Source organism: Saccharibacillus brassicae (assembly GCF_006542275.1).
Classification (GTDB): Bacteria; Bacillota; Bacilli; order Paenibacillales; family Paenibacillaceae; genus Saccharibacillus; species Saccharibacillus brassicae.
Window position 1 is genome coordinate 1,779,097 of the sequence record NZ_CP041217.1, and the last position, 22,957, is coordinate 1,802,053.

The following is a 22,957-nucleotide window of genomic DNA, read 5'->3' on the forward strand; positions in this document are numbered from 1 at the left end:
AGGCGTGCCTGGCACAAACGGGAAGCGGACCGTCGATCAGCCCGTGTTCCGCAGTCCGGCGGCAATACCGTTGATCGTCAGCAGCACTTCGCGCAGCATCTCCTGGTCTTCCGGTTCCGCGGAATCGCGCAGTGTGCGAAGTTCGTTCAGCAGCTGTACCTGCAAATAGCTGAGCGGATCCACGTAAGGGTTCCGCAGACGGATCGACTCCTGGATGACCGGCACGTTATCGAGAATCTCCTGTTGGCCGGTAATGTCGAGAATGAGCTGCTTCGTCAGCTTGAACTCTTCCTCGATCAATCCGAAGATCCGGGTACGGCTTTCTTCGTCTCCGTACATCGAAGCGTATTCCTTGGCGATGACCAAGTCCGCTTTGGCGATCGCCATTTGCAGCGAATCGATCAGCGACGTGAAGAACGGGAAGCTCGCATACATCTTTTTCAACACTTCCAGATTTTCCGCTTTGCCTTGGTAGAAGCTCTGGATACCTGTTCCCGCCGCGTACCAGGCCGGCACAAGGTAACGTCCCTGCGTCCAGGCGAACACCCACGGAATGGCGCGAAGATCTTCGAACCGGTCGCTGTTTTTGCGTTTCGAAGGGCGGGAACCGATATTCAGCTCGCCGATTTCGGACAGCGGCGTCGCTTCCTTGAAGAAGGACAGGAAATCCGGATCGCGGAAGATCAGATCCTGGTATTTATTCAGCGAAGCTTCGGAAATGTTGCGGGCAATGTCTTCCCATTGGAGTTCTTCCTCCATATAAGACGTGTCCGTCGCGGCGACCGCGGACGTCAGCAGCGCCGAAGTGGCCTGCTCCAGACTGCGGTAGGCAATGCCCCGGAGCGAATAGCGCGAAGACAGCACTTCGCCCTGCTCGGTAATCTTGATGCCGGCGCCGACCGTATGCGGCGGCTGGGCCAGGATGCTGCGGTTAAGCGGCATGCCCCCGCGGCCGAGCGCACCTCCGCGGCCGTGGAAAAACTTGAGCTTGATGTCGTACGAAGACGCCATCTCGGTAATTTCGTTCAGCGCCACGCGCAGTTCCCAGTTGGCAGCGACCACGCCGCCGTCTTTGCTGCTGTCGGAATAACCGAGCATGATTTCCTGCTGGTCGTTCCTCGCTTTGACCGCTTCGCGGTAGATGGGAATATCGAACAGCCGCTTCATGATACCGCTTGCGGCTTGCAGATCGCCGATCGTCTCGAACAGCGGTACCGCTTGCAGCGTGCAGACGACCGTGCCGTCCGAATGCTTGCGGAACAGCCCGACTTCTTTGGCAAAGACCATAACTTCCAGAATGTCGCTGGAAGCTTCCGCCATGCTGATCAGATAGCTGCCGATGCAGTTGCGTCCGAATTCGTTTTGGGCCTCGAACACGGTGCGGTATACCTGCAGGCATTCTTCGGTTCCGTCGCTATACGTCTGGTACGGCGTAGTGAGCGGTCTCGGATCTTCGAGCAGGCCGACGAGCAGCTTGACCTTGTCGTCTTCCGACAGTTCGGGGTAGTTGGAGACGATGTTCATGCTGTGGAGAATCTCGGTCATCGCTTTCTCGTGTTCCTGGCTGTGCTGGCGAATATCGAGCGAAGCCGTATGGAAGCCGAACAGTTCGACCTGACGAACGAGCTTCTTGATCGCACTGTCGGCTACGTAGTCGGCATGGTGATAGCGCAGGCTCCGGTCGATGATCTTGAGTTCCTCGATCAGCTCGGACGGGTCCGCATACCGGTCGGGCTGTCCTTTTTTATCTTCATCCAACACGTTGTCCAGCTTGCGGATCATATAAGTCAGCTTGACGCGGTAAGGTTCGTTATCGTTATGCCAATTCGCTTTGGCTTCCACCGTGACCGTCTCGCGGTCGCGTTCGATCGACTCCAGCAGCTCGTCCGTGACATTCACGATACTGCCGCTGAAGCTGAGCATATGGATAAGTTCCACCAGAATGGCGTGGTATTCGCGAATGGCGAGCTTGCGCTGCATCTGGAGCGTCTGCCACGTGACGTTCGCGGTCACGGAAGGATTGCCGTCCCGGTCGCCGCCGATCCAGGAACCGAAGCGCAAATAGTTCGGCACATGCCAGTCATGACCCGGATAGTAGATATCCAGGCAGCGTTCCAGTTCTCCGTATACGTCCGGCAGCACGTGGAACAGCGTCTCGTGGAAATAATACATGCCGTTTCTGACTTCGTCGAGCACGGTCGGTTTGCGGTCGCGCAGCTCGTCGGTCTGCCACAGCGTAATGACTTCGTTGAGCAGTTTCTCGCGCAGCTGTTCGCGTTCCCGGAACGTCAGCGAAGGATCGTCCAGCTTCATCACGTCCGCAGCGATGCGTTTGTGAATGTCCAGAATGACCCGGCGGACCGCTTCCGTCGGATGCGCCGTCATGACAAGTTCAAGCGACAGGTTTTGCAAAAAAGCCTGTACGTCTTCATAGGAGAAGTTCTGTTCTTTCAACTGCTGAACCGAGGTCTCGATCGAGCCCGGCTGCGCGGCTTCGCCGGCAGAACGCTCGTAATCCCGTTTTCTGCGAATCCGGTGATTTTGCTCTGCAATGTTGACGAGTTGAAAATAAATGGCGAAAGCCCGAATCACCTGATGTCGGATCTCCGGATCGAGCGAGTAAATTTCCCGTTTGAACTCTTCGTGCAGGTCGGGCAAATAGATAGCGCGAAGCGACTTGCTCAGTTCGCGAATTTTCTCAACTTTATCCAGGAGTTCTTGTCCGCTGTGATGAACGAGTACTTCACCAAGGATATTTCCCAGGAACCGCACATCGCGTCTGAGCAGATTGTTGGAACTGCCTTTGCTTGCGGTTACCATCAGTTCAGTCATTTTACTCCTCCTATCTGTCTGCATCGCATGCTTGCCGATATGACATCTTCATCACATCATACAACAATTCATTTGATAAATCTTCACTTTATAGCGAAAAAGCGACCGGGTATTTCGAGTAACAATCAGCTGAAACAGGAACTTGATTTATGAATGAAAGCGGGTGAAACCTATGTATGGAATACAGAATTCCCGCTTTAAAACTGCGCAGAGCAAAAGCGAATGTATACAACAAAATGGCGTCCACAGAGAACGCCGGGAATATAACAAAAAAGACCGCTTCCGGTCTCTGCTTTTTAGAAATGGAGCGGGTGATGGGAATCGAACCCACGCTACCAGCTTGGAAGGCTGGAGTTCTACCATTGAACTACACCCGCAAAAACAATCGGGATGACACGATTTGAACATGCGACCCCCTGGTCCCAAACCAGGTGCTCTACCAAGCTGAGCTACATCCCGTTATTGATTTGTAAAAATGGCGCGCCCTGAGAGATTCGAACTCCCGGCCTTTTGATTCGTAGTCAAACGCTCTATCCAGCTGAGCTAAGGGCGCAAAAATTATGGAGCGGACGACGGGAATCGAACCCGCGACCCTCGCCTTGGCAAGGCGATGCTCTACCGCTGAGCCACGTCCGCAAAAACTCGATAATGCGCGTGGAGGGACTTGAACCCCCACGTCGTAAGACGCTAGATCCTAAGTCTAGTGCGTCTGCCAATTCCGCCACACGCGCAAATACGAATGGTGTAAATGGTGAGCCATGAAGGACTCGAACCTTCGACACCCTGATTAAAAGTCAGGTGCTCTACCAACTGAGCTAATGGCTCTCAAATGGCTGGGGGTATAGGATTTGAACCTATGCGTGACGGAGTCAAAGTCCGTTGCCTTACCGCTTGGCTAACCCCCAACAAGAGAGTACATATGGTGGAGGCTGAGGGGCTCGAACCCCCGACCCTCTGCTTGTAAGGCAGATGCTCTCCCAGCTGAGCTAAGCCTCCATATGTATGACCCGTAGGGGATTCGAACCCCTGTTACCTCCGTGAAAGGGAGGTGTCTTAACCCCTTGACCAACGGGCCTTGTAACAAGCTCTCAACCGGGCTCGAACCGGTGACCTCATCCTTACCATGGATGCACTCTACCTAACTGAGCTATGAGAGCAAATGGCTCCCCGAACAGGACTCGAACCTGTGACAACTCGATTAACAGTCGAGTGCTCTACCAACTGAGCTATCAGGGAAAATTGTGCGACTCCAGAGGAGTCGCGAACGGCTTGGCGGCTTCCTACTCTCCCAGGACCCTGCGGTCCAAGTACCATCGGCGCTAGAGGGCTTAACGGTCGTGTTCGAGATGGGAACGTGTGGAACCCCTCTGCCATCACCACCAAACCTAGGCTTACGAAGTAAGCCGGAACAGATTCTCTTTAGGAAACGAATATCCCGATTGGGCCTGTGTTTCCTAAACAAGCTCTGTCTTGTACAAGGTTTGCACCTTGAAAACCGGATCCGAAACGATCCACTTCGCGTCATGAAGTGTTTGCCTACGCAGTGTGCTCAACCGAAGCAGAGGCTTCCGAAGAGTCTGGCTGCGCAAGTCTATAGGATAAGCCCTCGACCGATTAGTACAGGTCAGCTACACGTATTGCTACGCTTCGACCTCCTGCCTATCTACCTCGTCGTCTCCAAGGGGTCTTACCACTTGCGTGTGGGAAATCTCATCTTGAGGGGGGCTTCACGCTTAGATGCTTTCAGCGTTTATCCCTTCCGCACGTAGCTACCCAGCGATGCTCCTGGCGGAACAACTGGTACACCAGCGGTGCGTCCATCCCGGTCCTCTCGTACTAAGGACAGCTCCTCTCAAATTTCCAACGCCCACGACAGATAGGGACCGAACTGTCTCACGACGTTCTGAACCCAGCTCGCGTACCGCTTTAATGGGCGAACAGCCCAACCCTTGGGACCTACTTCAGCCCCAGGATGCGATGAGCCGACATCGAGGTGCCAAACCTCCCCGTCGATGTGGACTCTTGGGGGAGATAAGCCTGTTATCCCCAGGGTAGCTTTTATCCGTTGAGCGATGGCCCTTCCATGCGGTACCACCGGATCACTAAGCCCGACTTTCGTCCCTGCTCGACCTGTCCGTCTCGCAGTCAAGCTCCCTTATGCCTTTACACGCTGCGAATGATTTCCAACCATTCTGAGGGAACCTTTGGGCGCCTCCGTTACATTTTAGGAGGCGACCGCCCCAGTCAAACTGCCCGCCTGACACGGTCCCTGTACCGGATGACGGTACGAGGTTAGAACTAGCATGCGATCAGGGTGGTATCCCAACGGCGCCTCCCCCGAAGCTGGCGCTCCGAGATCTAAGGCTCCCACCTATGCTGTACAAATCGCACCCCAGTCCAATATCAAGCTGCAGTAAAGCTCCATGGGGTCTTTCCGTCTTGTCGCGGGTAACCTGCATCTTCACAGGTATTAAAATTTCACCGGATCTCTCGTTGAGACAGCGCCCAAGTCGTTACGCCATTCGTGCGGGTCAGAATTTACCTGACAAGGAATTTCGCTACCTTAGGACCGTTATAGTTACGGCCGCCGTTTACTGGGGCTTCAATTCAGAGCTTCGCGTTGCCGCTAACCCCTCCTCTTAACCTTCCAGCACCGGGCAGGCGTCAGCCCGTATACTTCGCCTTGCGGCTTCGCACAGACCTGTGTTTTTGCTAAACAGTCGCTTGGGCCTTTTCACTGCGGCCCCCTCGTGCTATTCACACTACCGGGCACCCCTTCTCCCGAAGTTACGGGGTCATTTTGCCGAGTTCCTTAACGAGAGTTCTTCCGCGCGCCTTAGAATACTCTTCCCACCCACCTGTGTCGGTTTGCGGTACGGGCGCCTTCACCTGGCTAGAAGCTTTTCTTGGCAGTGTGAGCCCAGGACCTTCGCTACTGTAATTTTCGCTCCCCATCGCAACTTGTCCTCAGATATGCGGATTTGCCTACATACCAGACTTGTTACTTGGACGGACACTTCCATCAGTCCGCGTCCCTTCCCTCCTGCGTCACTCCATTGCTCGTAACGGTTTACGGCGGTACAGGAATATCCACCTGTTGTCCATCGACTACGCCTTTCGGCCTCGCCTTAGGTCCCGACTAACCCTGAGCGGACGAGCCTTCCTCAGGAATCCTTGGGTTTTCGGCGGATCAGATTCTCACTGATCTTTTCGTTACTCATACCGGCATTCTCACTTGAATACAGTCCAGCGCTCTTTCCAGTACACCTTCAATCCGTATTCAACGCTCCCCTACCCCTGATGCGCAAGGCATCAAGCCATGGTTTCGGTGGTGTGTTTAGCCCCGTTACATTTTCGGCGCAGAGTCACTCGACCAGTGAGCTATTACGCACTCTTTAAATGGTGGCTGCTTCTAAGCCAACATCCTGGTTGTCTGGGCAACTCCACATCCTTTCCCACTTAACACACACTTGGGGACCTTAACCGATGGTCTGGGCTGTTTCCCTTTTGACAATGGATCTTAGCACTCACTGTCTGACTCCCGGATATAAGTTGATGGCATTCGGAGTTTGACTGGACTTGGTAACCCTTGGCGGGCCCCGCACCCAATCAGTGCTCTACCTCCACAACTCTTCATCCGAGGCTAGCCCTAAAGCTATTTCGGGGAGAACCAGCTATCTCCGGGTTCGATTGGAATTTCTCCGCTACCCCCACCTCATCCCCGCACTTTTCAACGTACGTGGGTTCGGGCCTCCAGTGCGTGTTACCGCACCTTCACCCTGGACAGGGGTAGATCACCCGGTTTCGGGTCTACACCTACATACTATATCGCCCTATTCAGACTCGCTTTCGCTGCGGCTCCGGCTTCTCACCTTAACCTTGCATGTAAACGTAACTCGCCGGTTCATTCTACAAAAGGCACGCCATCACCCCTTAATTGGGCTCTGACTTTTTGTAAGCGCACGGTTTCAGGTTCTATTTCACTCCTCTTCCGAGGTCCTTTTCACCTTTCCCTCACGGTACTGCTTCGCTATCGGTCACCAGGGAGTATTTAGCCTTGGCAGATGGTCCTGCCGGATTCATACGGGGTTTCACGTGCCCCGCACTACTCGGGATCCGTCTCGGAGAGAGCTTGCTTTCGGCTACAGGGCTATCACCTGCTGTGGCGGGTCGTTCCAAACCTCTTCGCCTACCAAACTCCTTTGTAACTCCGTGTGAGACGTCCCACAACCCCAGAGAGCAAGCTCTCTGGTTTGGGCTGTTCCGCGTTCGCTCGCCGCTACTGACGGAATCACTATTGTTTTCTCTTCCTCGGGGTACTTAGATGTTTCAGTTCCCCCGGTCTGCCTCTGCCGAGCTATGAATTCACTCGGTCAGTAACTGGGTATGAGTCCAGCTGGGTTCCCCCATTCGGAAATCTCCGGATCAACGCTCACTTACAGCTCCCCGAAGCACTATCGCGGTTCGTCGCGTCCTTCGTCGGCTCCTGGTGCCTAGGCATCCACCGTGCGCTCTTACTTGCTTAACCAAACTTCATTTGAAATATTTCCTCATATAGAAGAGATATTCCAGACGCGAAGTTTTTCGTTTCGGTATCCAGTTTTCAAGGAACAAATTTTGTGTGCATCACTGTTGTGCGGACCAAAAGTTGTTCACGCGCTAAGCGAAATCTCTTAGCTCGAAATCAATTGATCTTTCCAAGCAGTTAAGCAATTATGGTGGAGCCAAGCGGGATCGAACCGCTGACCTCCTGCTTGCAAGGCAGGCGCTCTCCCAGCTGAGCTATGGCCCCATAAAAGGAAAATATGATGTTGGAAATGGTGGGCCCTAGTGGACTCGAACCACCGACCTCACCCTTATCAGGGGTGCGCTCTAACCAGCTGAGCTAAGGGCCCATAAAAGGATGCGCTTGGCAGCTTCCTACTCTCCCGGGACCCTGCGGTCCAAGTACCATCGGCGCTAGAGGGCTTAACGGTCGTGTTCGAGATGGGTACGTGTGGAACCCCTCCGCCATTACTACCAAACGCATATTTAATTGAAAGAGTTCCCTCTCTCAAAACCGAACAGTGAGTTTGAGTGTTTCTATTTTTTATTTCCCTAGAAAAGCGGGACTGAATGTTTCCGCTCTCCGGAAACGATTCTCCATAGAAAGGAGGTGATCCAGCCGCACCTTCCGATACGGCTACCTTGTTACGACTTCACCCCAATCATCTATCCCACCTTCGGCGGCTGGCTCCTTGCGGTTACCTCACCGACTTCGGGTGTTATAAACTCTCGTGGTGTGACGGGCGGTGTGTACAAGACCCGGGAACGTATTCACCGCGGCATGCTGATCCGCGATTACTAGCAATTCCGACTTCATGCAGGCGAGTTGCAGCCTGCAATCCGAACTGAGACCGGCTTTCTGGGATTGGCTCCACCTCGCGGCTTCGCAGCCCTCTGTACCGGCCATTGTAGTACGTGTGTAGCCCAGGTCATAAGGGGCATGATGATTTGACGTCATCCCCGCCTTCCTCCGGTTTGTCACCGGCAGTCACTCTAGAGTGCCCATCTTAAAATGCTGGCAACTAAAGTCAAGGGTTGCGCTCGTTGCGGGACTTAACCCAACATCTCACGACACGAGCTGACGACAACCATGCACCACCTGTCTGGCATGTCCCGAAGGAAAGGCTTATCTCTAAGCCGGTCATACCGATGTCAAGACCTGGTAAGGTTCTTCGCGTTGCTTCGAATTAAACCACATACTCCACTGCTTGTGCGGGTCCCCGTCAATTCCTTTGAGTTTCAGTCTTGCGACCGTACTCCCCAGGCGGAGTGCTTAATGCGTTAACTTCGGCACCCAGGGTATCGAAACCCCGAACACCTAGCACTCATCGTTTACAGCGTGGACTACCAGGGTATCTAATCCTGTTTGCTCCCCACGCTTTCGCGCCTCAGCGTCAGTTATAGGCCAGAAAGTCGCCTTCGCCACTGGTGTTCCTCCACATCTCTACGCATTTCACCGCTACACGTGGAATTCCACTTTCCTCTCCTACACTCAAGCGGGCCAGTTTCGGATGCGAATCGGGGTTGAGCCCCGATCTTAAACATCCGACTTAACCCGCCGCCTGCACGCGCTTTACGCCCAATAATTCCGGACAACGCTTGCCCCCTACGTATTACCGCGGCTGCTGGCACGTAGTTAGCCGGGGCTTTCTTCTCAGGTACCGTCACTCCGGGTGCAGTTACTCACCCGGACGTTCTTCCCTGGCAACAGAGCTTTACGATCCGAAAACCTTCATCACTCACGCGGCATTGCTCCATCAGGCTTTCGCCCATTGTGGAAGATTCCCTACTGCTGCCTCCCGTAGGAGTCTGGGCCGTGTCTCAGTCCCAGTGTGGCCGTTCACCCTCTCAGGTCGGCTACGCATCGTCGCCTTGGTGAGCCGTTACCCCACCAACTAGCTAATGCGCCGCAGGCCCATCTCTCAGTGACAGCTTGCGCCGTCTTTCCTCATTCTCCGATGCCAGAAAATGATGTATCCGGTATTAGCATCCGTTTCCGGAAGTTATCCCAGACTGAAAGGCAGGTTGCCTACGTGTTACTCACCCGTCCGCCGCTAACTGTCAGAGAAGCAAGCTTCTCTTCAAGTCCGCTCGACTTGCATGTATTAGGCATGCCGCCAGCGTTCGTCCTGAGCCAGGATCAAACTCTCCATTAAGGTGCAACCTCTGTTGCACCCGCGACTCCGATTAGAGACCCCATAGGGCCTGGATTCGGATAAAGCGGATGGTCTTGAAGTTGACTTGTCAAGAAAGCACCATGTGCTCGTTCTAGCTAGACGCTGGAACTGCCAATCGCTTTGCCCAAAGGGGTCAGCAATTTTCGTTCCGGCTGGCGGGAATTTTCATTCCCTATATTCACTCTAAACCGTCTTAGGCTTCAAGATTCAGATCCGAAGATCAAAACCCTTCGCTAAGCGCGGTTCCTCGAATCACTTGGCCCGGCTGGGTTCCGTGATTCTCGTTACTCACTGTTCAGTTTTCAAAGAACAAACTCGTTAATTTGCTTGTCTTGCTTGTTTCTTTTGTTCACCACCGCATCTCAGCGGCGACTTTTATATCCTATCACAGTGACCAGCAGTTTGTCAAGCACTTTTTTTAAAACTCTTTTTCAGTGATCTTCGCTTCTGGACTGCGTCGGCGCTCTCTCGAAGGGCCGAGATTTAATTTACCACATAGCAACACAGCAAGTCAACACCTTTTTACAAATAACCGCAGTGCGCTTGATCGTGCCTTACCATGCCTTACCGTCCCTTAACGCATCAAAAGCGGCCCGGAATCCTCCGACCGCTTTCCCTGCCTTTTATAAACAATGCTCGGGCTTCACCGTTCGCCGCCGTGCCGCTTGTCTCTCACGTACTTCGACAGCTCTTTGGCCGGCGCAACCCTCGCATACATTTGAAAAATGGTTTGATACCGCTTCGATATCGCTTTGCGCATATCTTTATCCAAGCGCTTGTCGCTGAGGTCGAACAGCATCTCGTCCAGCTCTTTGCGCAGTACATACCCGAATTCTTTACACTCCATTTCGCTGAACATCATACCGAGCATTGCAGCCCCTCCTCTTTCGGGTTCCCTCTATAGTTGGTTTGCCAGTTCAACTTTGATTTAACCCAAAATGGAGTCTTGATAACCGTTCCATGCGTAAAAGTTTACAAAACTACCGCATGAGCTGCAAAGTGATCGTACTTTCGATCGCCGCGGCCACAAACAGCATAATGACGATCCAGAACGCGGCCCCGAGCATTTGCTTCATTCCGTGCTCCCAGCGGGCCGCCAGACGCTCTCTTTTGCCCGCGCCGAGGCTGAACAGGCTTCCGATGACCAGTCCCCCGAATTTCATCCCGTAGGCGCAGGCGATCACGATCGCAGGCAGTTCGAGGATGCCGTGCGGCAGCAGTCCCTTGAAGATCAGTTCCGTGATATTCTCTCCCTGCTCATGGCTCACCATGACGACGAATCCGAGCACCATGCCGTTAATAAGAAGGAAGATCAGCGGAATCAGTCCGAAGAAAGCGCCCAACAGTATGACCAGAACCGATTTGATCGCATTGTTTAAAAAGATAAACGTAAAAAAGCTCAGCGTCACGTTATCCGACTGTTGGAGATTTTGCACGACTCCCTGCAGGCCTTCGATCTGGGACAGCAGCAGGCGCTGCAGCCCGTCCGCGTTGATCGTGCCCAAAGCGATAGCAGCGATAAACAGCGCCGCCGCCGACAGCATATACCCTTTGTTCTCCGCCAGTCCCCGGATAAAGCGACCGAACGACAGCATCTTCATGATTGGCCTCCTTGCCGTGACGTTATGGGATCGAACAGCGTAGTCTTACTGCGCACTGCCGCTTTTGTCGGTCTTGCCGATCAGCGCCTGGGCCATTTCGTCGTACATGGCGCCGGTCGCCGTCTCCGCCTTATAGACGGAAGGGGAGAAGTCCCGTTCGGATACGTGGTTGTCCGGCACGCCGAGCGGAATCTGGGCCAGCAGGCCGGTATGCAGCGTCTCTGCCAGGCGTCCACCGCCTCCGCGGCCGAAGACGTAGTCCCGCTCCCCGTTTTTCTCGTAATACGCCATGTTCTCGACGACGCCGAGAATCTCGTGCCCTGTCTGCAGCGCCATGGCGCCCGCTCTCGCCGCGACGAAGGCCGCCGTGCCGTGCGGGGTGGTCACGATGATCTGCTTGCTCTGAGGCAGCAGCTGATGCACGTCAAGCGCCACGTCGCCCGTACCCGGAGGCAGATCGAGCAGCATGTAATCGATCTCGCCCCACTCTGTCTCTTCGAAGAACTGCCGGAGCATCCGTCCCAGCAGAGGACCGCGCCAGACGACGGGGTTATTTTCACGGATAAAGAAGCCCATCGACATCACCTTGACCCCGAAACGCTCGACCGGACGCAGAAGCCCTTCGATCACTTCCGGCCCTTCTTCGATCCCCATCATATCCGGTACGCTGAACCCGTAGATGTCGGCATCGATAAGACCGACCTTTTTGCCGGCCCGCGCAAGCGATACCGCCAAATTGACGGCTACCGTCGATTTGCCTACCCCGCCTTTGCCGCTCGCCACGGAGATGAACACGGTCGGAGAGTCGGCGCTCAGGATCGGCAGGTTCTCGAGACCGGCCGCATGGCCTTTGACCAACACCGGATCATCGTCCTCTTCCTGCTCGTCCCGGTCGGTTCGATTGTCTTCGATAATCGCGCGGCTGCGTTCCTTCTCCAGTTCTGTCGCTTCCTTGAAGCGGATATGCACGTCTTCCACTTCCAGCGACCGCAAAATGGAGCGCACCTGCGTCTCCAGCCCCTGCCGGCTCTCGTCCGCGTTATCCAGACATACGACGCTCAGCGATACCCGTCCTTCCCGAACCACGACGTCGCGGATCAACCGCAGGTCGGACAAGCGTACGCGATAGACCGGGTCTACCACGGCTTCAAGCGCTTCCACAACTTCTTCTCTCGTTACCATTGCGTTCATCCTCTCTTCCACTCGTTAGGAAAACCTGTTCTTATTATACATGAAACGAAAACGCCGGACCGTCTCCCTAAGGAAAACGGTCCGGCGTATAGTATGGCCCCGTCTATCGGGGAACTTGGCTTACTAGACTTGCTGCGCCGCGCGATCGCGCATGCCTTCGATCAGCACTTCCGCCACTTCGGGACGGGTGAACTCCGGCGGCGGGCATTCTCCGTTACGCAGCAGGGCGCGCACTTTGGTGCCCGACAGGGTCAGATGCTTCTCCTTGCCATGCGGACACGTCTTGCTCGTCGCCATGTTGCCGCAGTGCGTGCAGAAGAAACTGTGTTCGAAAAAGAGCGGCGTGATCTGCAGTTCCTCCGGTTCGAAGTTCGAGAAAATCTCCTGCGCCTCGTACGTGCCGTAGTAGTCGCCTACCCCGGCATGGTCGCGTCCGACGATAAAGTGGGTACAGCCGTAATTTTTACGTACAATCGCATGGAAAATCGCTTCGCGCGGTCCCGCGTAACGCATCGCCGCCGGGAATACGCCCAGAAACGTCCGCGCGGCCGGATAATAGTTTTCCAACAGAACCAGATAACTGCGCATCCGGATATCCGCGGGCACGTCGTCGGACTTGGTCTCGCCCACGAGCGGGTTCAGGAACAGCGCGTCCACCGTCTCAAGCGCCGACTTCTGGATATACTCGTGCGCCCGGTGTACCGGGTTGCGGGTCTGGAAGCCGACGACGGAATTCCAGCCTTTTTCCGCGAACAGGCGCCGGGTCTCGGCAGGGTCGAAGTAAAATTCGTTGAAGCGCTCCGGCTGCGGGCGATTGAGCACGCGGACCGAACCGCCGATCCGCTCGATGGGCCGCTCGAACAGCTTTTTGACGCCCGGGTGCTCGGGATCGTCCGTCTTGAACACGTTGACCGCTTCCTGACGGCGATCGATCCGGTAGACGCTCTCCACGTCCAGGATGGCGTAGACGACACCGTCGCTTTCGCCGACCAGCGCTACCCGCTCTCCCCGAAGAGAGTCTTCCGCCCCTTCGAGCGGCAGCGTAATCGGAATGCTCCATACGGTACCGTCCGCAAGTCTCATCCGCTCGACGACGCTAACGTAATCTTCTTCGTTCAAAAATCCGGTCAATGGGGAAAAAGCGCCCACCGCGATCAGATCGAGGTCGGACAGCACCCAGGTGTTGATCGGGATCTGTCGCAGGGTCTTCGCTTCGTCCAGCAGCGCGTCGCGTTCCGCACCTTCGGCGAGACGGTTGATCAAAGTGCCGCCATGCGGCTTGATGGAAGTCATAATCGGCAGTCGCTCCTTTGTCGGGGGTTCGGGTTCCTGTTCGGGTCTTACTTGTGCAATCCGCATTCCGTCTTGTCGTTGCCTGCCCAGCGTCCCGCGCGCGGATCTTCGCCCGGCATAACCTGGCGGGTGCACTGCTCGCAGCCGATGCTCGGGAAATTGCGGTCATGCAGCGGATTGTAGATGACGTCGTTGTCGCGGATATAGGCCCAGACGTCTTCGCTGGTCCAGTCCGCGAGCGGATTGAACTTCATCAGGCCGAACTTGTAATCGTACTCGACCTTTTTGGAATTGGCGCGGGTCGGGGCCTGATCGCGGCGAATCCCCGTGATCCAGGCATCGTAACGCGACAGATTGCGGGTCAGCGGCTCGACCTTGCGGATATTGCAGCACAGGTTGGGGTCCGACGTCCACAACTGCGGAGCATGCTGCACGTCCTGCTCGGCCGGCGTCAGCAGCGGAGAGACGCGCACGAAGTCCAGACCGTACCGTTCGATCATGCGGTCACGCGTCTCGTACGTCTCTTTGAAGTGAAAGTCCGTATCGAGGTAAAAGACGTCGGTCGACGGGCTGATATGCTGAAGCATGTCGACGATCACGACGTCTTCCGCTCCGAAGCTGCAGGCGAACGTCAGGCTGTCATACTGCTGCGCGGCGAACCGGATCACTTCCTCGGCGCTCAACTGTTCCAACTCTTCGGCTTTTATGCGCGCAAACTCTTCTTTTTCCAATAAGTTCATGTTCAAAACCCTCCATCTCTGAATGGCAAATTGAATAAGGATTGAAACCTCCGGCAGGAGAACTTCATATCGGCGGATTAACTCTTTAACGGATAAAACCAACTATTCTAATCTGAATTATTTATAAGTATAAAACTTTACGCGGCAACAATCAATTCTTTATTTCAAAATGACAAAAACTTTTAAGGAAGCAAGCAACTCCGGTCCGTAGTACAATGGGGACAGAAAATTGGGGAAGGTGGCACTTATGTCTATCATTACTAAAAAGCTGGCCGTTAAGCTGGCGCTCATGATCTTTGCCGTGCTGCTCGTTTTATTTACGGTCTTCGTCTACATGCAGAACCAAAACGTAAAAAAAGCGAGTCAGTACACGATCAGCAGCTTCAACACCAAAATGGCCGAAGCTTTTGTCACGCAGTTCGATGTCGCCGGGTATCAATCGTATTTGGCCGACGCGACGGAGAACGATCTATACTGGCAGATTCGCGAACAACTCGATCAATATCGCAGCGAAATCGGGGCGATGTACGTGTATACGGTCCGGATCGACGATAACAAGCAGCCTATTCTGCTGATCGACGGACAGCCGGCGGATTCGGATAGCGCGTCGCCGATCGGAGAAGTGACGGACATTCCGGCCGATGCGATCGAAAAGCTGTTACAGGGAGAGTCGGCCCAAACGGGCATTCTCGTCCATCCCGAATACGGAAGCTACATCTCTTCCTACGTGCCGATGCGCGGCGCCGACGGTACGGTCATCGGCATTCTGGGTATCGATACGGACGTGACCGTGTCCAATCAGATTTTCAAGCAGTTTACCGACGACAGCGTCTGGTTCTATGTGCTGATGGGCGCGCTGACGCTGCTGATCTTCGCGGTCATCTCCTTGTTCCTGTACCGGGCGCTGCGGCCTCTGGGCTTTATCGTGCGCGGGGCGCAGGCGATAGCGGATGGCGAGATCGGCAAAGCCAACCAGCTGTTAAGCGCGGTAGGCAAACCTTCGCGGGACGAAATCGGACAGACATACGAAGCGATGGTCAAAATGAGCCATCGGCTCGGAATAACGCTCGGCGACGTCATGCGGGACATGCAGGATACGACGCAAACGCTCGTGCAATCTTCCCAGCGTTTCTCTTCGGAAGCGAACCTGCTCCTGAACATGAACGATCAGTTGAACGAGTCGGCGGGCACGTTGGCCGTCGAAGCGAACAATCAATACGCGGGAGCGACGGAGTGTGCCCGGTCCATGCAGGAGATCACGTCCGCGATCGAACGTGTCACCCACTCGTCGGCCAACGTGTCGGGCGTTTCCCGCGAAGTGCTGGAGAAAGCATCCGAAGGGCGGACGTCGATGGACGGCTTGCAGCTGCAAATCGCGGAAATGTCCCAACTCGTCGGACAGACGTCGGCTTCGGTGCATACGCTGCATCGTTATATGGATGAAATCGGACCGGTCCTGCAGGCGATTACGAGCATCGCGGAGCAAACGAATCTGCTGGCCTTGAACGCTTCTATCGAAGCGGCCAGAGCGGGCGAAGAAGGCGCCGGATTCGCCGTCGTGGCCGGAGAGATCCGCAAGCTGGCCGGCCTGTCGTCCACCTCGGCTTCGCATGTCGCCGAACTGCTAACCAAAATCGGACAGGAAGCTTCGACGATCGGAGAGCGAATGAACAAGGAAAGCGCAGAGATTCAGAAAAGCGGCGAACTGTCGACGCGTGCCGGACAGCTGTTCGAGCATACGGTCGTGCGCTTCAACGAGATCAGCCTGCATATGGAGGATCTGTCCGCTTCCGCGGAAGAGATTCTGGCCGGCTCCGAAGAAGTGTCGGCTTCGATCGAAGAGATTTCGCAGATTTCGAAAGTGACTGCCGATTACACCGTTTCCCTGCAAAAGCTGTCGCGCGACCAGCTCGAAGCGTCCAAAAATATCGCGGAAACGACAAAATGGCTGGAGCAGAGCAGCGCCAGCCTGGAGAACACGATCGCCAAATTCGAATTGTAACTCCAGACCTCACGCCTCTAAAAAAAGCACAAAAAAACAGCCTGCCTCCGAGTAAATCGGGAGCAGGCTGTTTGCATAACGTCCGGCAGTTCTTAACGCTTCGAGAACTGTGGAGCGCGACGTGCGGCTTTGAGGCCGTATTTTTTACGTTCTTTCATACGTGGGTCACGAGTCAGGAAGCCCGCTTTTTTGAGCGAACCGCGCAGCTCAGGGTCTGCTTTGAGCAGAGCGCGCGAGATGCCGTGACGGATAGCGCCGGCTTGGCCCGAAGTGCCGCCGCCGTGTGCGAGTACGATTACATCGTACTTGCCAATCGTTTCAGTCAGGTTCAGCGGTTGGTTGACGATCAGTTTGAGCGTCTCCAGACCGAAGTATTCGTCGATTCCACGCTTGTTGATGACGATGCGTCCTTCACCCGGTACGAGGCGAACACGTGCTACCGAATGTTTACGACGACCAGTCCCATAGTATTGTACAGTTGCCATGAAAGGGTCCTCCTTTTATTTAGCCGCGAAGTTCGTAAACTTCCGGTTTTTGTGCTGCATGTGGATGCTCGGCTCCGGCATACGCTTTGAGTCTGAGTTTCATTCTGTCGCCCATGCGAGTCTTAGGAAGCATGCCGGTTACGGCGAGTTCCAGAATCCGTTCAGGCTTGTTCTTGATCATTTCGCCGGCGCTTGTAACTTTCAGGCCGCCCGGGTGCATCGAGTGACGGTAGTATTTCTTGTCCTGCATTTTGTTGCCTGTGAGGTGAATCTTCTCTACGTTGATTACGACAACGAAGTCGCCGCCGTCAACGTGTGGAGTGAATTGGGTCTTGTGCTTGCCGCGGATGAGGGCAGCCGCTTCGCTAGCCAGACGGCCCAGCGTTTTGCCTTCAGCGTCGATGATATGCCAGTTGCGCTCAACTTCGCTCGGCTTAGCCATGTAGGTAGTACGCATGAATAAGTTCCTCCTTCTAATCTTTGCAATAAAGTTCGGTTTCGGTGTCAAAAAGTTCCATGCCGCCGGGCTAAGATCCGGGGCTGCCGGAACAGTGTATGTTTGCGATCATGGATAGTAAGAGTTAAAACGGATAATTCCGTACCGTTTTCTTGATTGGGGGCCGTGGGAAGCCTTCAAGAAAACACAACTTTTATTCTACATGATCATTGGTTAAACTGCAATACATTTTCAAGCAATTCTCCAAAGAACTTTCGGCTACTCCGGCAGTAGATCGCCATAGTCGACGTTCCAGAGAGCAAGGCCTTTCCCCACCGCGGTCGGTCCTGCCGCCGCGCGATCGCAGGCTTGCAAAATGGCCTTCATCTCCTCGGGCTTGCGCTTGCCTTCTCCCACTTGAATAAGCGTGCCCGTGATGATGCGGACCATATGCTGCAGAAACCCGGTGCCGGTCAGGAAAATATGGATGAAGCCCTGATCGACCGTTCCCGGCCGGCAGGTGCTGGCATCCACCTCGATACGCGCTTCGAGCAGCGTCCGTACATGATCCGCTTTCTGGGATTGCGTGGAGGCAAACGACGTGAAGTCGTGCGTGCCTACCAACTGCTGCAGCGCTTCTTCCATTGCCCCGATATCGAGCCGGGGAACCGGATGATGAAACTGCATATGCCGCTGGAAAACGTCCGGATGACGGTTGGCGTTAATCGTATAACGATACGTTTTGCGCTTGGCCGCATGGCGGGAATTGAATTCAAGCGGTACTTCCCAGGAGCGGGTCACGACGATGTCCTGAGGCAGCCGGGCATTAAGCGCGAGCGGCCAGCGTTCCGCGGGGATCTTCGAAGCAACATGGAAGTTGAATACCTGGGCATAGGCGTGCACGCCGGCGTCCGTACGGCCCGAAGCGATGATCTTGGGCTTATGCCCCGTCAGGGACAAGATGGACGCTTCCAGCTCGTCCTGGACGGTGCTGCCGATCGGCTGCGTTTGAAAACCGTTATAGTTCGTGCCGTCGTAAGCGACGGTCATGCACAGATTGCGCAAAGGTTCCACCTCCATGTGTTCGTCGTGCATCGCAGTTCAAAAAAAAAGAAACGGCTCTGCCGCCTTGGACAGGCGGCATACGTTTCTCGGAATCCCGCAGGCAGGGTTACCCCTGCCTTAAACGGTCTAACCGGCTACTAGGCGCGGTCAACCAGTTCCAGGTAAACCATAGGCGCTGCGTCTCCGCGGCGTGGTCCCAGTTTGAGGATACGTGTGTATCCGCCCGGACGGTCCGCATAGCGCGGTGCCAGATCTGCGAACAGTTTTTGGATTGCATCCTGCTCACCGTCGATCGTCTCGCGACGAACGTATGCAGCCACTTGACGGCGTGCATGCAGGTCTCCGCGTTTGGAAAGGGTGATCAGTTTCTCGGCAACGGAACGAGCTTCTTTGGCTTTCGCTTCAGTCGTCTCGATACGCTCATACAGGAACAGGTCGGTTACCAGGTCGCGAAGCAGTGCTTTACGAGCGCTGGAGTTACGTCCCAACTTTTGGTATGCCATTGTTTTCCCTCCTTCTACATCATACTTTTCGTTCTTAGTCTTCTTGACGAAGACCGAGGCCCAGCTCTTCGAGCTTCTCTTGAACTTCTTCCAAAGACTTGCGGCCCAGGTTGCGGACTTTCATCATGTCTTCTTCCGATTTCGTAGTCAGCTCTTGTACCGTATTGATGCCGGCACGTTTCAGACAGTTATAAGAACGTACGGAAAGATCGAGTTCTTCGATCGTCATTTCCAGCACTTTCTCTTTCTTGTCTTCTTCTTTTTCGACCATGATCTCCGCGTCGCGGGCTTCGTCGGTCAGACCCACGAAGAGCAGCACGTGCTCGGTCAAAATTTTGGCGCCAAGACTTACTGCTTCTTCTGGACGAATGCTGCCATCGGTCCAGACTTCAAGAGTGAGCTTGTCGTAGTTCGTGACTTGTCCGACCCGCGTGTTTTCGACCGCGTAGTTTACGCGGGAAATCGGGGTGTAGATCGAATCGATCGGAATGACGCCGATCGGCTGATCGTCACGTTTGTTTTTGACGGACTGTACGTAACCGCGGCCGCGGCCTGCGAAGATGCGTACATGCAGTCTAGATCCCGGTGCCAGAGTGGCGATGTGCAGATCCGGGTTAAGGATCTCCACGTCGCTATCTGCGCGGATGTCTCCAGCCGTTATCAGGCCTTCGCCTTCCGCGTCGATTTCCAGTACCTTTTCTTCATCGGAATGAATCTTCAGCGACAAGGCTTTGAGATTCAGGATGATTTCCGTTACGTCTTCCGTAACGCCGGGGATCGTCGAAAACTCGTGCAGAACGCCGTCAATCTGGACCGAAGTGACCGCTGCGCCGGGAAGCGACGACAGCAGGATGCGACGAAGCGAGTTTCCAAGCGTCGTACCGTATCCACGTTCCAGAGGCTCAACGACAAACTTACCGTACGTGCCTCCGTCGTTGATCTCGACGGTCTCGATTTTCGGCTTTTCGATTTCTATCACTACAATACCCCTCCTTCAAAACGTCGCTTCCGTGAAACCAAGCATACTGAATGCACAATGCTTATGAATACTATACGCGGCGACGCTTAGGAGGACGGCATCCGTTGTGAGGAACCGGTGTTACGTCCTTGATCAGGTTGATTTCCAGACCTGTTGCTTGCAGGGAGCGGATAGCCGCTTCACGGCCTGCGCCAGGACCTTTAACCATAACTTCAACGGTTTTCAGACCGTGCTCCATGGCAGCTTTAGCAGCTGTTTCGGCAGCAAGCTGAGCAGCGAATGGAGTCGATTTACGGGAACCTCTGAAACCGAGACCGCCGGAGCTTGCCCAGGAGATCGCGTTTCCGTGCGGATCCGTAATCGTGACGATCGTATTGTTAAACGTGGAACGAATGTGTGCCACGCCGGATTCGATATTTTTACGGTCGCGACGTTTCGTACGTACGACTTTTTTCGGTTTAGCCATTGTCAGTTATCCCCCTTTCTTACTTCTTCTTGTTCGCTACAGTACGACGAGGACCTTTACGAGTACGAGCATTCGTCTTCGTGCGTTGTCCGCGTACCGGCAATCCACGACGATGACGGATACCGCGGTAAGAGCCGATTTCGATCAGACGTTTGATGTTCAAAGAAACTTCGCGGCGAAGGTCGCCCTCCACTTTTACGTCAGCGTCAATCGCTTCACGCAGCTTGCCTACTTCATCCTCAGTCAGATCGCGAACACGAGTCTCGGAGCTGATTCCTGTTTGGCTCAGGAGTTTTTGGGAAGTCGTTCTACCGATTCCGAAAATGTAAGTCAAGGCGATCTCAACGCGTTTGTCACGTGGTAAATCCACACCAGCAATACGAGCCATTACGCTACACCCCCTTCTAATTTATCCTTGTTTTTGTTTGTGTTTCGGATTTTCGCAGATTACCATGACATTCCCTTTGCGACGAATGACTTTGCATTTTTCGCACATTGGTTTGACCGACGGTCTAACCTTCATGATTATTACCTCCTCAAAAGCATTCGGTTTGCTCGTGCCGAAACGTGCCGGTCCAGCCGGAAGCGTTCCTTGCACCAGAACGTTGTATATCCAAAAGGCGACGTATCCTTACTTGCGGTAAGTGATACGGCCGCGAGTCAGATCGTAAGGCGATAACTGTACGACCACTTTATCTCCCGTCAGAATACGGATAAAGTGCATGCGCAGCTTACCGGAAACGTGAGCGAGAATTTGATGACCGTTCTCGAGTTCCACCTTGAACATCGCATTCGGCAGCGGTTCGATAACCACGCCTTCGATTTCAATGACATCTTCCTTGGCCATAATCATTCTCCTTTCTGCTTAACATGATGTGCGTCGGATTCCAGAAACGCGTTGACCGCATGACGCAGCTTCGCGTTCGTAACCCTGCCGCTCTCCTGCAAACTGTTTACGACTTCGCTGCTGATCGTCGCCTGAGGCTCTAGATGGAGCCGGTTCTTCTTCTTCGGGCGGTCAAACTTGCGTTTGTGTCCGTCCGCGATCCAAATACCCTGCTCTTCGTCGAGTCTGACGACCACCGCCGCCTGCCCGGCATCGCGGCCTCTGCGGATCTTCACGAGTTGACCGGGCTGCAGGGGATGTTCCTTTTTCAAGTTTATCACCTACGCGCTCAATTTTGTGAAAATTTCCAATCCGCTCGGGGTAACCGCCACCGTATGCTCGAAATGAGCGCACAGCGAGCCGTCTGCCGTTACGACGGTCCATTGATCCTCCAGCGTCCGAACTTGTCTTCCGCCGAGGTTGACCATCGGTTCGATAGCGAGCACCATGCCGGGCTTCAGCTGAGGACCGCGTCCTTCGATGCCGTAGTTCGGTATGTTCGGTTCTTCGTGCAGGTCCCGGCCGATGCCGTGCCCCACGAATTCCCGAACGACCGACATTCCGGATGCTTCGATGTATCGCTGAATCGCATGCGAAATGGTAAACAGACGCACATCCGGCTTAATAAGTGCCAGTCCTGCGTACAGGGAGCCTTCCGTAACGTCCAGCAGCCGCTGGGCTTGATCGGAAATTCGCCCTACCGGGTAGGTCCAGGCGGAATCGCCGTGATAACCGCGGTACTGCGCGCCGATATCGAAAGTGACGATATCGCCTTCCCGAAGCTTGCGCTCGCTGGGGAATCCGTGAACCAGCTGGTCGTTGACCGACGCACATATGCTGGCCGGAAAACCATTATAGCCTTTGAAAGACGGCACCGCATCCTGGCTGCGGATGGTTGCGTCGGCCAGCGCATCAAGTTCGGCCGTCGTAACGCCCGGCTTGATCGCTTTCTCCAACACACGGTGAGTCTCAGCCACAATCCGTCCCGCTTCTCTCATAAAGCCGAGCTCCGTTTCGGACTTGCAAATGATCATTACAGTTAACCTCGCAGTACGGATAGGATACCTTCCGATACCGTACCGATCTCCTGGTCTCCGTCGATCTGCCGCAGCAAGCCTTTGTTTGCATAGTAATCGATCAGAGGCGCCGTTTTGCTTGCATATTCCTCAAGCCGCGTGCGTACGCTCTCTTCATTGTCATCCGGACGCTGGTAAAGTTCGCCACCGTCTTTGTCACACACGCCTTCCTGCTTCGGCGGGTTGAAGATTACATGATAGGTCGTTCCGCAAGTTCTGCAGATCCGACGACCCGTAATCCGGACAAGAAGCTTCTCCGGATCGACATTCAGATTGATAACATGATCAAGCTTACGGCCAGACTCGAGCAAAAGTGTATCCAAAGCTTCGGCCTGCAGCAGAGTTCTCGGAAATCCGTCGAGCAAGAAACCTTTTTCGCAATCCGGCTGACTCAGCCGTTCGCGGACGATACCGTTCGTTACGTCATCCGGTACGAGCAGCCCTTGATCGATGTATTCTTTGGCTTTGACCCCGATTGGGGTTCCCTCTTTGATCGCCAGGCGAAAAGCATCGCCCGTCGAAATATGAGGAAGACCGAATGCATCGACAATGACCTGTGCCTGTGTTCCTTTACCTGCCCCGGGAGGCCCCATGAATAGAATGTTCACGTCATGTCAACTCCTTACGTCTAACCCATGCCTAACCGCACAAAAGGCGCCGGGCGAGCGCATGGAGTCGGA

Annotated in this window: 19 protein-coding genes, 13 tRNA genes and 4 rRNA genes; 1 reads left to right on the top strand and 35 read right to left on the bottom strand. The window is 54.6% G+C overall.

What is annotated here, in order from left to right; genetic code table 11:
- Window positions 1-36: 36 nt before the first annotated feature.
- The 23 genes from ppc to FFV09_RS07530 form a co-directional block, all read right to left on the bottom strand.
- Complete coding sequence (gene ppc / locus FFV09_RS07420) at window positions 37-2,832, bottom strand: phosphoenolpyruvate carboxylase (RefSeq protein WP_141447262.1); 2,796 nt, start codon at window positions 2,830-2,832, stop codon at window positions 37-39.
- Between the two features lie 303 nt (window positions 2,833-3,135).
- Window positions 3,136-3,209, bottom strand: a tRNA-Gly gene (locus tag FFV09_RS07425).
- Between the two features lie 8 nt (window positions 3,210-3,217).
- Window positions 3,218-3,291, bottom strand: a tRNA-Pro gene (locus tag FFV09_RS07430).
- 17 nt (window positions 3,292-3,308) lie between these two features.
- Window positions 3,309-3,385 (bottom strand) — tRNA-Arg (locus tag FFV09_RS07435).
- Window positions 3,386-3,393: 8 nt separating this feature from the next.
- Window positions 3,394-3,468, bottom strand: a tRNA-Gly gene (locus tag FFV09_RS07440).
- Between the two features lie 13 nt (window positions 3,469-3,481).
- Window positions 3,482-3,563 (bottom strand) — tRNA-Leu (locus FFV09_RS07445).
- An 18-nt stretch (window positions 3,564-3,581) separates the two neighbouring features.
- A tRNA-Lys gene (locus tag FFV09_RS07450) sits at window positions 3,582-3,657 on the bottom strand.
- A 5-nt stretch (window positions 3,658-3,662) separates the two neighbouring features.
- Window positions 3,663-3,737, bottom strand: a tRNA-Gln gene (locus FFV09_RS07455).
- Window positions 3,738-3,752: 15 nt separating this feature from the next.
- Window positions 3,753-3,828 (bottom strand) — tRNA-Val (locus tag FFV09_RS07460).
- A gap of 7 nt (window positions 3,829-3,835) precedes the next feature.
- Window positions 3,836-3,907: transfer RNA gene (locus FFV09_RS07465), tRNA-Glu, on the bottom strand.
- Window positions 3,908-3,915: 8 nt separating this feature from the next.
- A tRNA-Thr gene (locus FFV09_RS07470) sits at window positions 3,916-3,989 on the bottom strand.
- Window positions 3,990-3,992: 3 nt separating this feature from the next.
- Window positions 3,993-4,068: transfer RNA gene (locus FFV09_RS07475), tRNA-Asn, on the bottom strand.
- Window positions 4,069-4,099: 31 nt separating this feature from the next.
- Window positions 4,100-4,216 (bottom strand): 5S ribosomal RNA (rrf, locus tag FFV09_RS07480).
- 210 nt (window positions 4,217-4,426) lie between these two features.
- Window positions 4,427-7,360: ribosomal RNA gene (locus tag FFV09_RS07485) — 23S ribosomal RNA — on the bottom strand.
- Between the two features lie 188 nt (window positions 7,361-7,548).
- Window positions 7,549-7,624, bottom strand: a tRNA-Ala gene (locus FFV09_RS07490).
- Window positions 7,625-7,650: 26 nt separating this feature from the next.
- Window positions 7,651-7,727: transfer RNA gene (locus tag FFV09_RS07495), tRNA-Ile, on the bottom strand.
- Between the two features lie 12 nt (window positions 7,728-7,739).
- Window positions 7,740-7,856: ribosomal RNA gene (gene rrf / locus FFV09_RS07500) — 5S ribosomal RNA — on the bottom strand.
- Window positions 7,857-7,980: 124 nt separating this feature from the next.
- Window positions 7,981-9,533, bottom strand: a 16S ribosomal RNA gene (locus FFV09_RS07505).
- The 16S, 23S and 5S rRNA genes sit together here with 13 tRNA genes alongside, the layout of an rRNA operon.
- 664 nt (window positions 9,534-10,197) lie before the next feature.
- Window positions 10,198-10,425 (bottom strand): hypothetical protein, encoded by a 228-nt coding sequence (locus tag FFV09_RS07510; protein ID WP_141447263.1) that lies wholly within the window; start codon window positions 10,423-10,425, stop codon window positions 10,198-10,200.
- Between the two features lie 109 nt (window positions 10,426-10,534).
- Window positions 10,535-11,155 carry a stage II sporulation protein M gene (locus FFV09_RS07515; RefSeq protein WP_170314960.1) on the bottom strand — a complete coding sequence of 207 codons (621 nt, stop codon included), beginning with the start codon at window positions 11,153-11,155 and terminating at the stop codon, window positions 10,535-10,537.
- A 45-nt stretch (window positions 11,156-11,200) separates the two neighbouring features.
- Window positions 11,201-12,337, bottom strand: a complete 1,137-nt coding sequence (locus tag FFV09_RS07520) for an Mrp/NBP35 family ATP-binding protein (RefSeq protein ID WP_141447264.1) — start codon at window positions 12,335-12,337, stop codon at window positions 11,201-11,203.
- A gap of 132 nt (window positions 12,338-12,469) precedes the next feature.
- Window positions 12,470-13,639, bottom strand: a complete 1,170-nt coding sequence (gene sat / locus FFV09_RS07525) for a sulfate adenylyltransferase (protein WP_141447265.1) — start codon at window positions 13,637-13,639, stop codon at window positions 12,470-12,472.
- 47 nt (window positions 13,640-13,686) lie between these two features.
- Window positions 13,687-14,379 carry a phosphoadenylyl-sulfate reductase gene (locus tag FFV09_RS07530; RefSeq protein WP_141447266.1) on the bottom strand — a complete coding sequence of 231 codons (693 nt, stop codon included), beginning with the start codon at window positions 14,377-14,379 and terminating at the stop codon, window positions 13,687-13,689.
- 247 nt (window positions 14,380-14,626) lie between these two features.
- Here FFV09_RS07530 and FFV09_RS07535 point away from each other — a divergent pair, with 247 nt between their 5' ends.
- A complete protein-coding gene (locus FFV09_RS07535) occupies window positions 14,627-16,381 on the top strand; it encodes a methyl-accepting chemotaxis protein (protein WP_141447267.1) in 1,755 nt (584 codons plus the stop codon).
- A 92-nt stretch (window positions 16,382-16,473) separates the two neighbouring features.
- Here the strand turns inward: FFV09_RS07535 and rpsI are convergent, their stop codons facing one another.
- The 12 genes from rpsI to FFV09_RS07595 form a co-directional block, all read right to left on the bottom strand.
- Window positions 16,474-16,866, bottom strand: a complete 393-nt coding sequence (gene rpsI / locus FFV09_RS07540; RefSeq protein ID WP_141447268.1) for a 30S ribosomal protein S9 — start codon at window positions 16,864-16,866, stop codon at window positions 16,474-16,476.
- 19 nt (window positions 16,867-16,885) lie between these two features.
- Window positions 16,886-17,323, bottom strand: a complete 438-nt coding sequence (gene rplM / locus FFV09_RS07545) for a 50S ribosomal protein L13 (protein WP_141447269.1) — start codon at window positions 17,321-17,323, stop codon at window positions 16,886-16,888.
- Between the two features lie 258 nt (window positions 17,324-17,581).
- Window positions 17,582-18,367 carry a tRNA pseudouridine(38-40) synthase TruA gene (gene truA / locus FFV09_RS07550; protein ID WP_141447270.1) on the bottom strand — a complete coding sequence of 262 codons (786 nt, stop codon included), beginning with the start codon at window positions 18,365-18,367 and terminating at the stop codon, window positions 17,582-17,584.
- Window positions 18,368-18,504: 137 nt separating this feature from the next.
- On the bottom strand, window positions 18,505-18,870 hold the full coding sequence (gene rplQ, locus FFV09_RS07555; RefSeq protein ID WP_018978341.1) for a 50S ribosomal protein L17: 366 nt from the start codon (window positions 18,868-18,870) through the stop codon (window positions 18,505-18,507).
- Between the two features lie 34 nt (window positions 18,871-18,904).
- Window positions 18,905-19,849: a DNA-directed RNA polymerase subunit alpha gene (locus FFV09_RS07560; RefSeq protein WP_141447271.1), complete on the bottom strand. Its 945-nt coding sequence runs from the start codon at window positions 19,847-19,849 to the stop codon at window positions 18,905-18,907.
- A 70-nt stretch (window positions 19,850-19,919) separates the two neighbouring features.
- Window positions 19,920-20,315, bottom strand: a complete 396-nt coding sequence (gene rpsK, locus FFV09_RS07565) for a 30S ribosomal protein S11 (RefSeq protein WP_037291530.1) — start codon at window positions 20,313-20,315, stop codon at window positions 19,920-19,922.
- 19 nt (window positions 20,316-20,334) lie between these two features.
- The gene (gene rpsM / locus FFV09_RS07570) at window positions 20,335-20,703 is read right to left on the bottom strand and encodes a 30S ribosomal protein S13 (RefSeq protein WP_141447272.1); all 369 of its coding nucleotides are present in this window, start codon (window positions 20,701-20,703) and stop codon (window positions 20,335-20,337) included.
- Window positions 20,704-20,724: 21 nt separating this feature from the next.
- Window positions 20,725-20,838, bottom strand: coding sequence for a 50S ribosomal protein L36 (gene rpmJ, locus FFV09_RS07575; RefSeq protein WP_037291536.1), 114 nt, complete (start codon window positions 20,836-20,838; stop codon window positions 20,725-20,727).
- A 108-nt stretch (window positions 20,839-20,946) separates the two neighbouring features.
- Window positions 20,947-21,162 (bottom strand): translation initiation factor IF-1, encoded by a 216-nt coding sequence (infA, locus tag FFV09_RS07580; protein WP_018978345.1) that lies wholly within the window; start codon window positions 21,160-21,162, stop codon window positions 20,947-20,949.
- A gap of 2 nt (window positions 21,163-21,164) precedes the next feature.
- Window positions 21,165-21,473, bottom strand: coding sequence for a KOW domain-containing RNA-binding protein (locus FFV09_RS07585; protein WP_141447273.1), 309 nt, complete (start codon window positions 21,471-21,473; stop codon window positions 21,165-21,167).
- Between the two features lie 9 nt (window positions 21,474-21,482).
- Entirely contained in the window at window positions 21,483-22,235 is a 753-nt protein-coding gene (gene map, locus FFV09_RS07590; RefSeq protein WP_141447274.1) for a type I methionyl aminopeptidase, read from the bottom strand.
- A gap of 5 nt (window positions 22,236-22,240) precedes the next feature.
- Entirely contained in the window at window positions 22,241-22,885 is a 645-nt protein-coding gene (locus FFV09_RS07595) for an adenylate kinase (RefSeq protein WP_141447275.1), read from the bottom strand.
- Window positions 22,886-22,957: the final 72 nt, after the last annotated feature.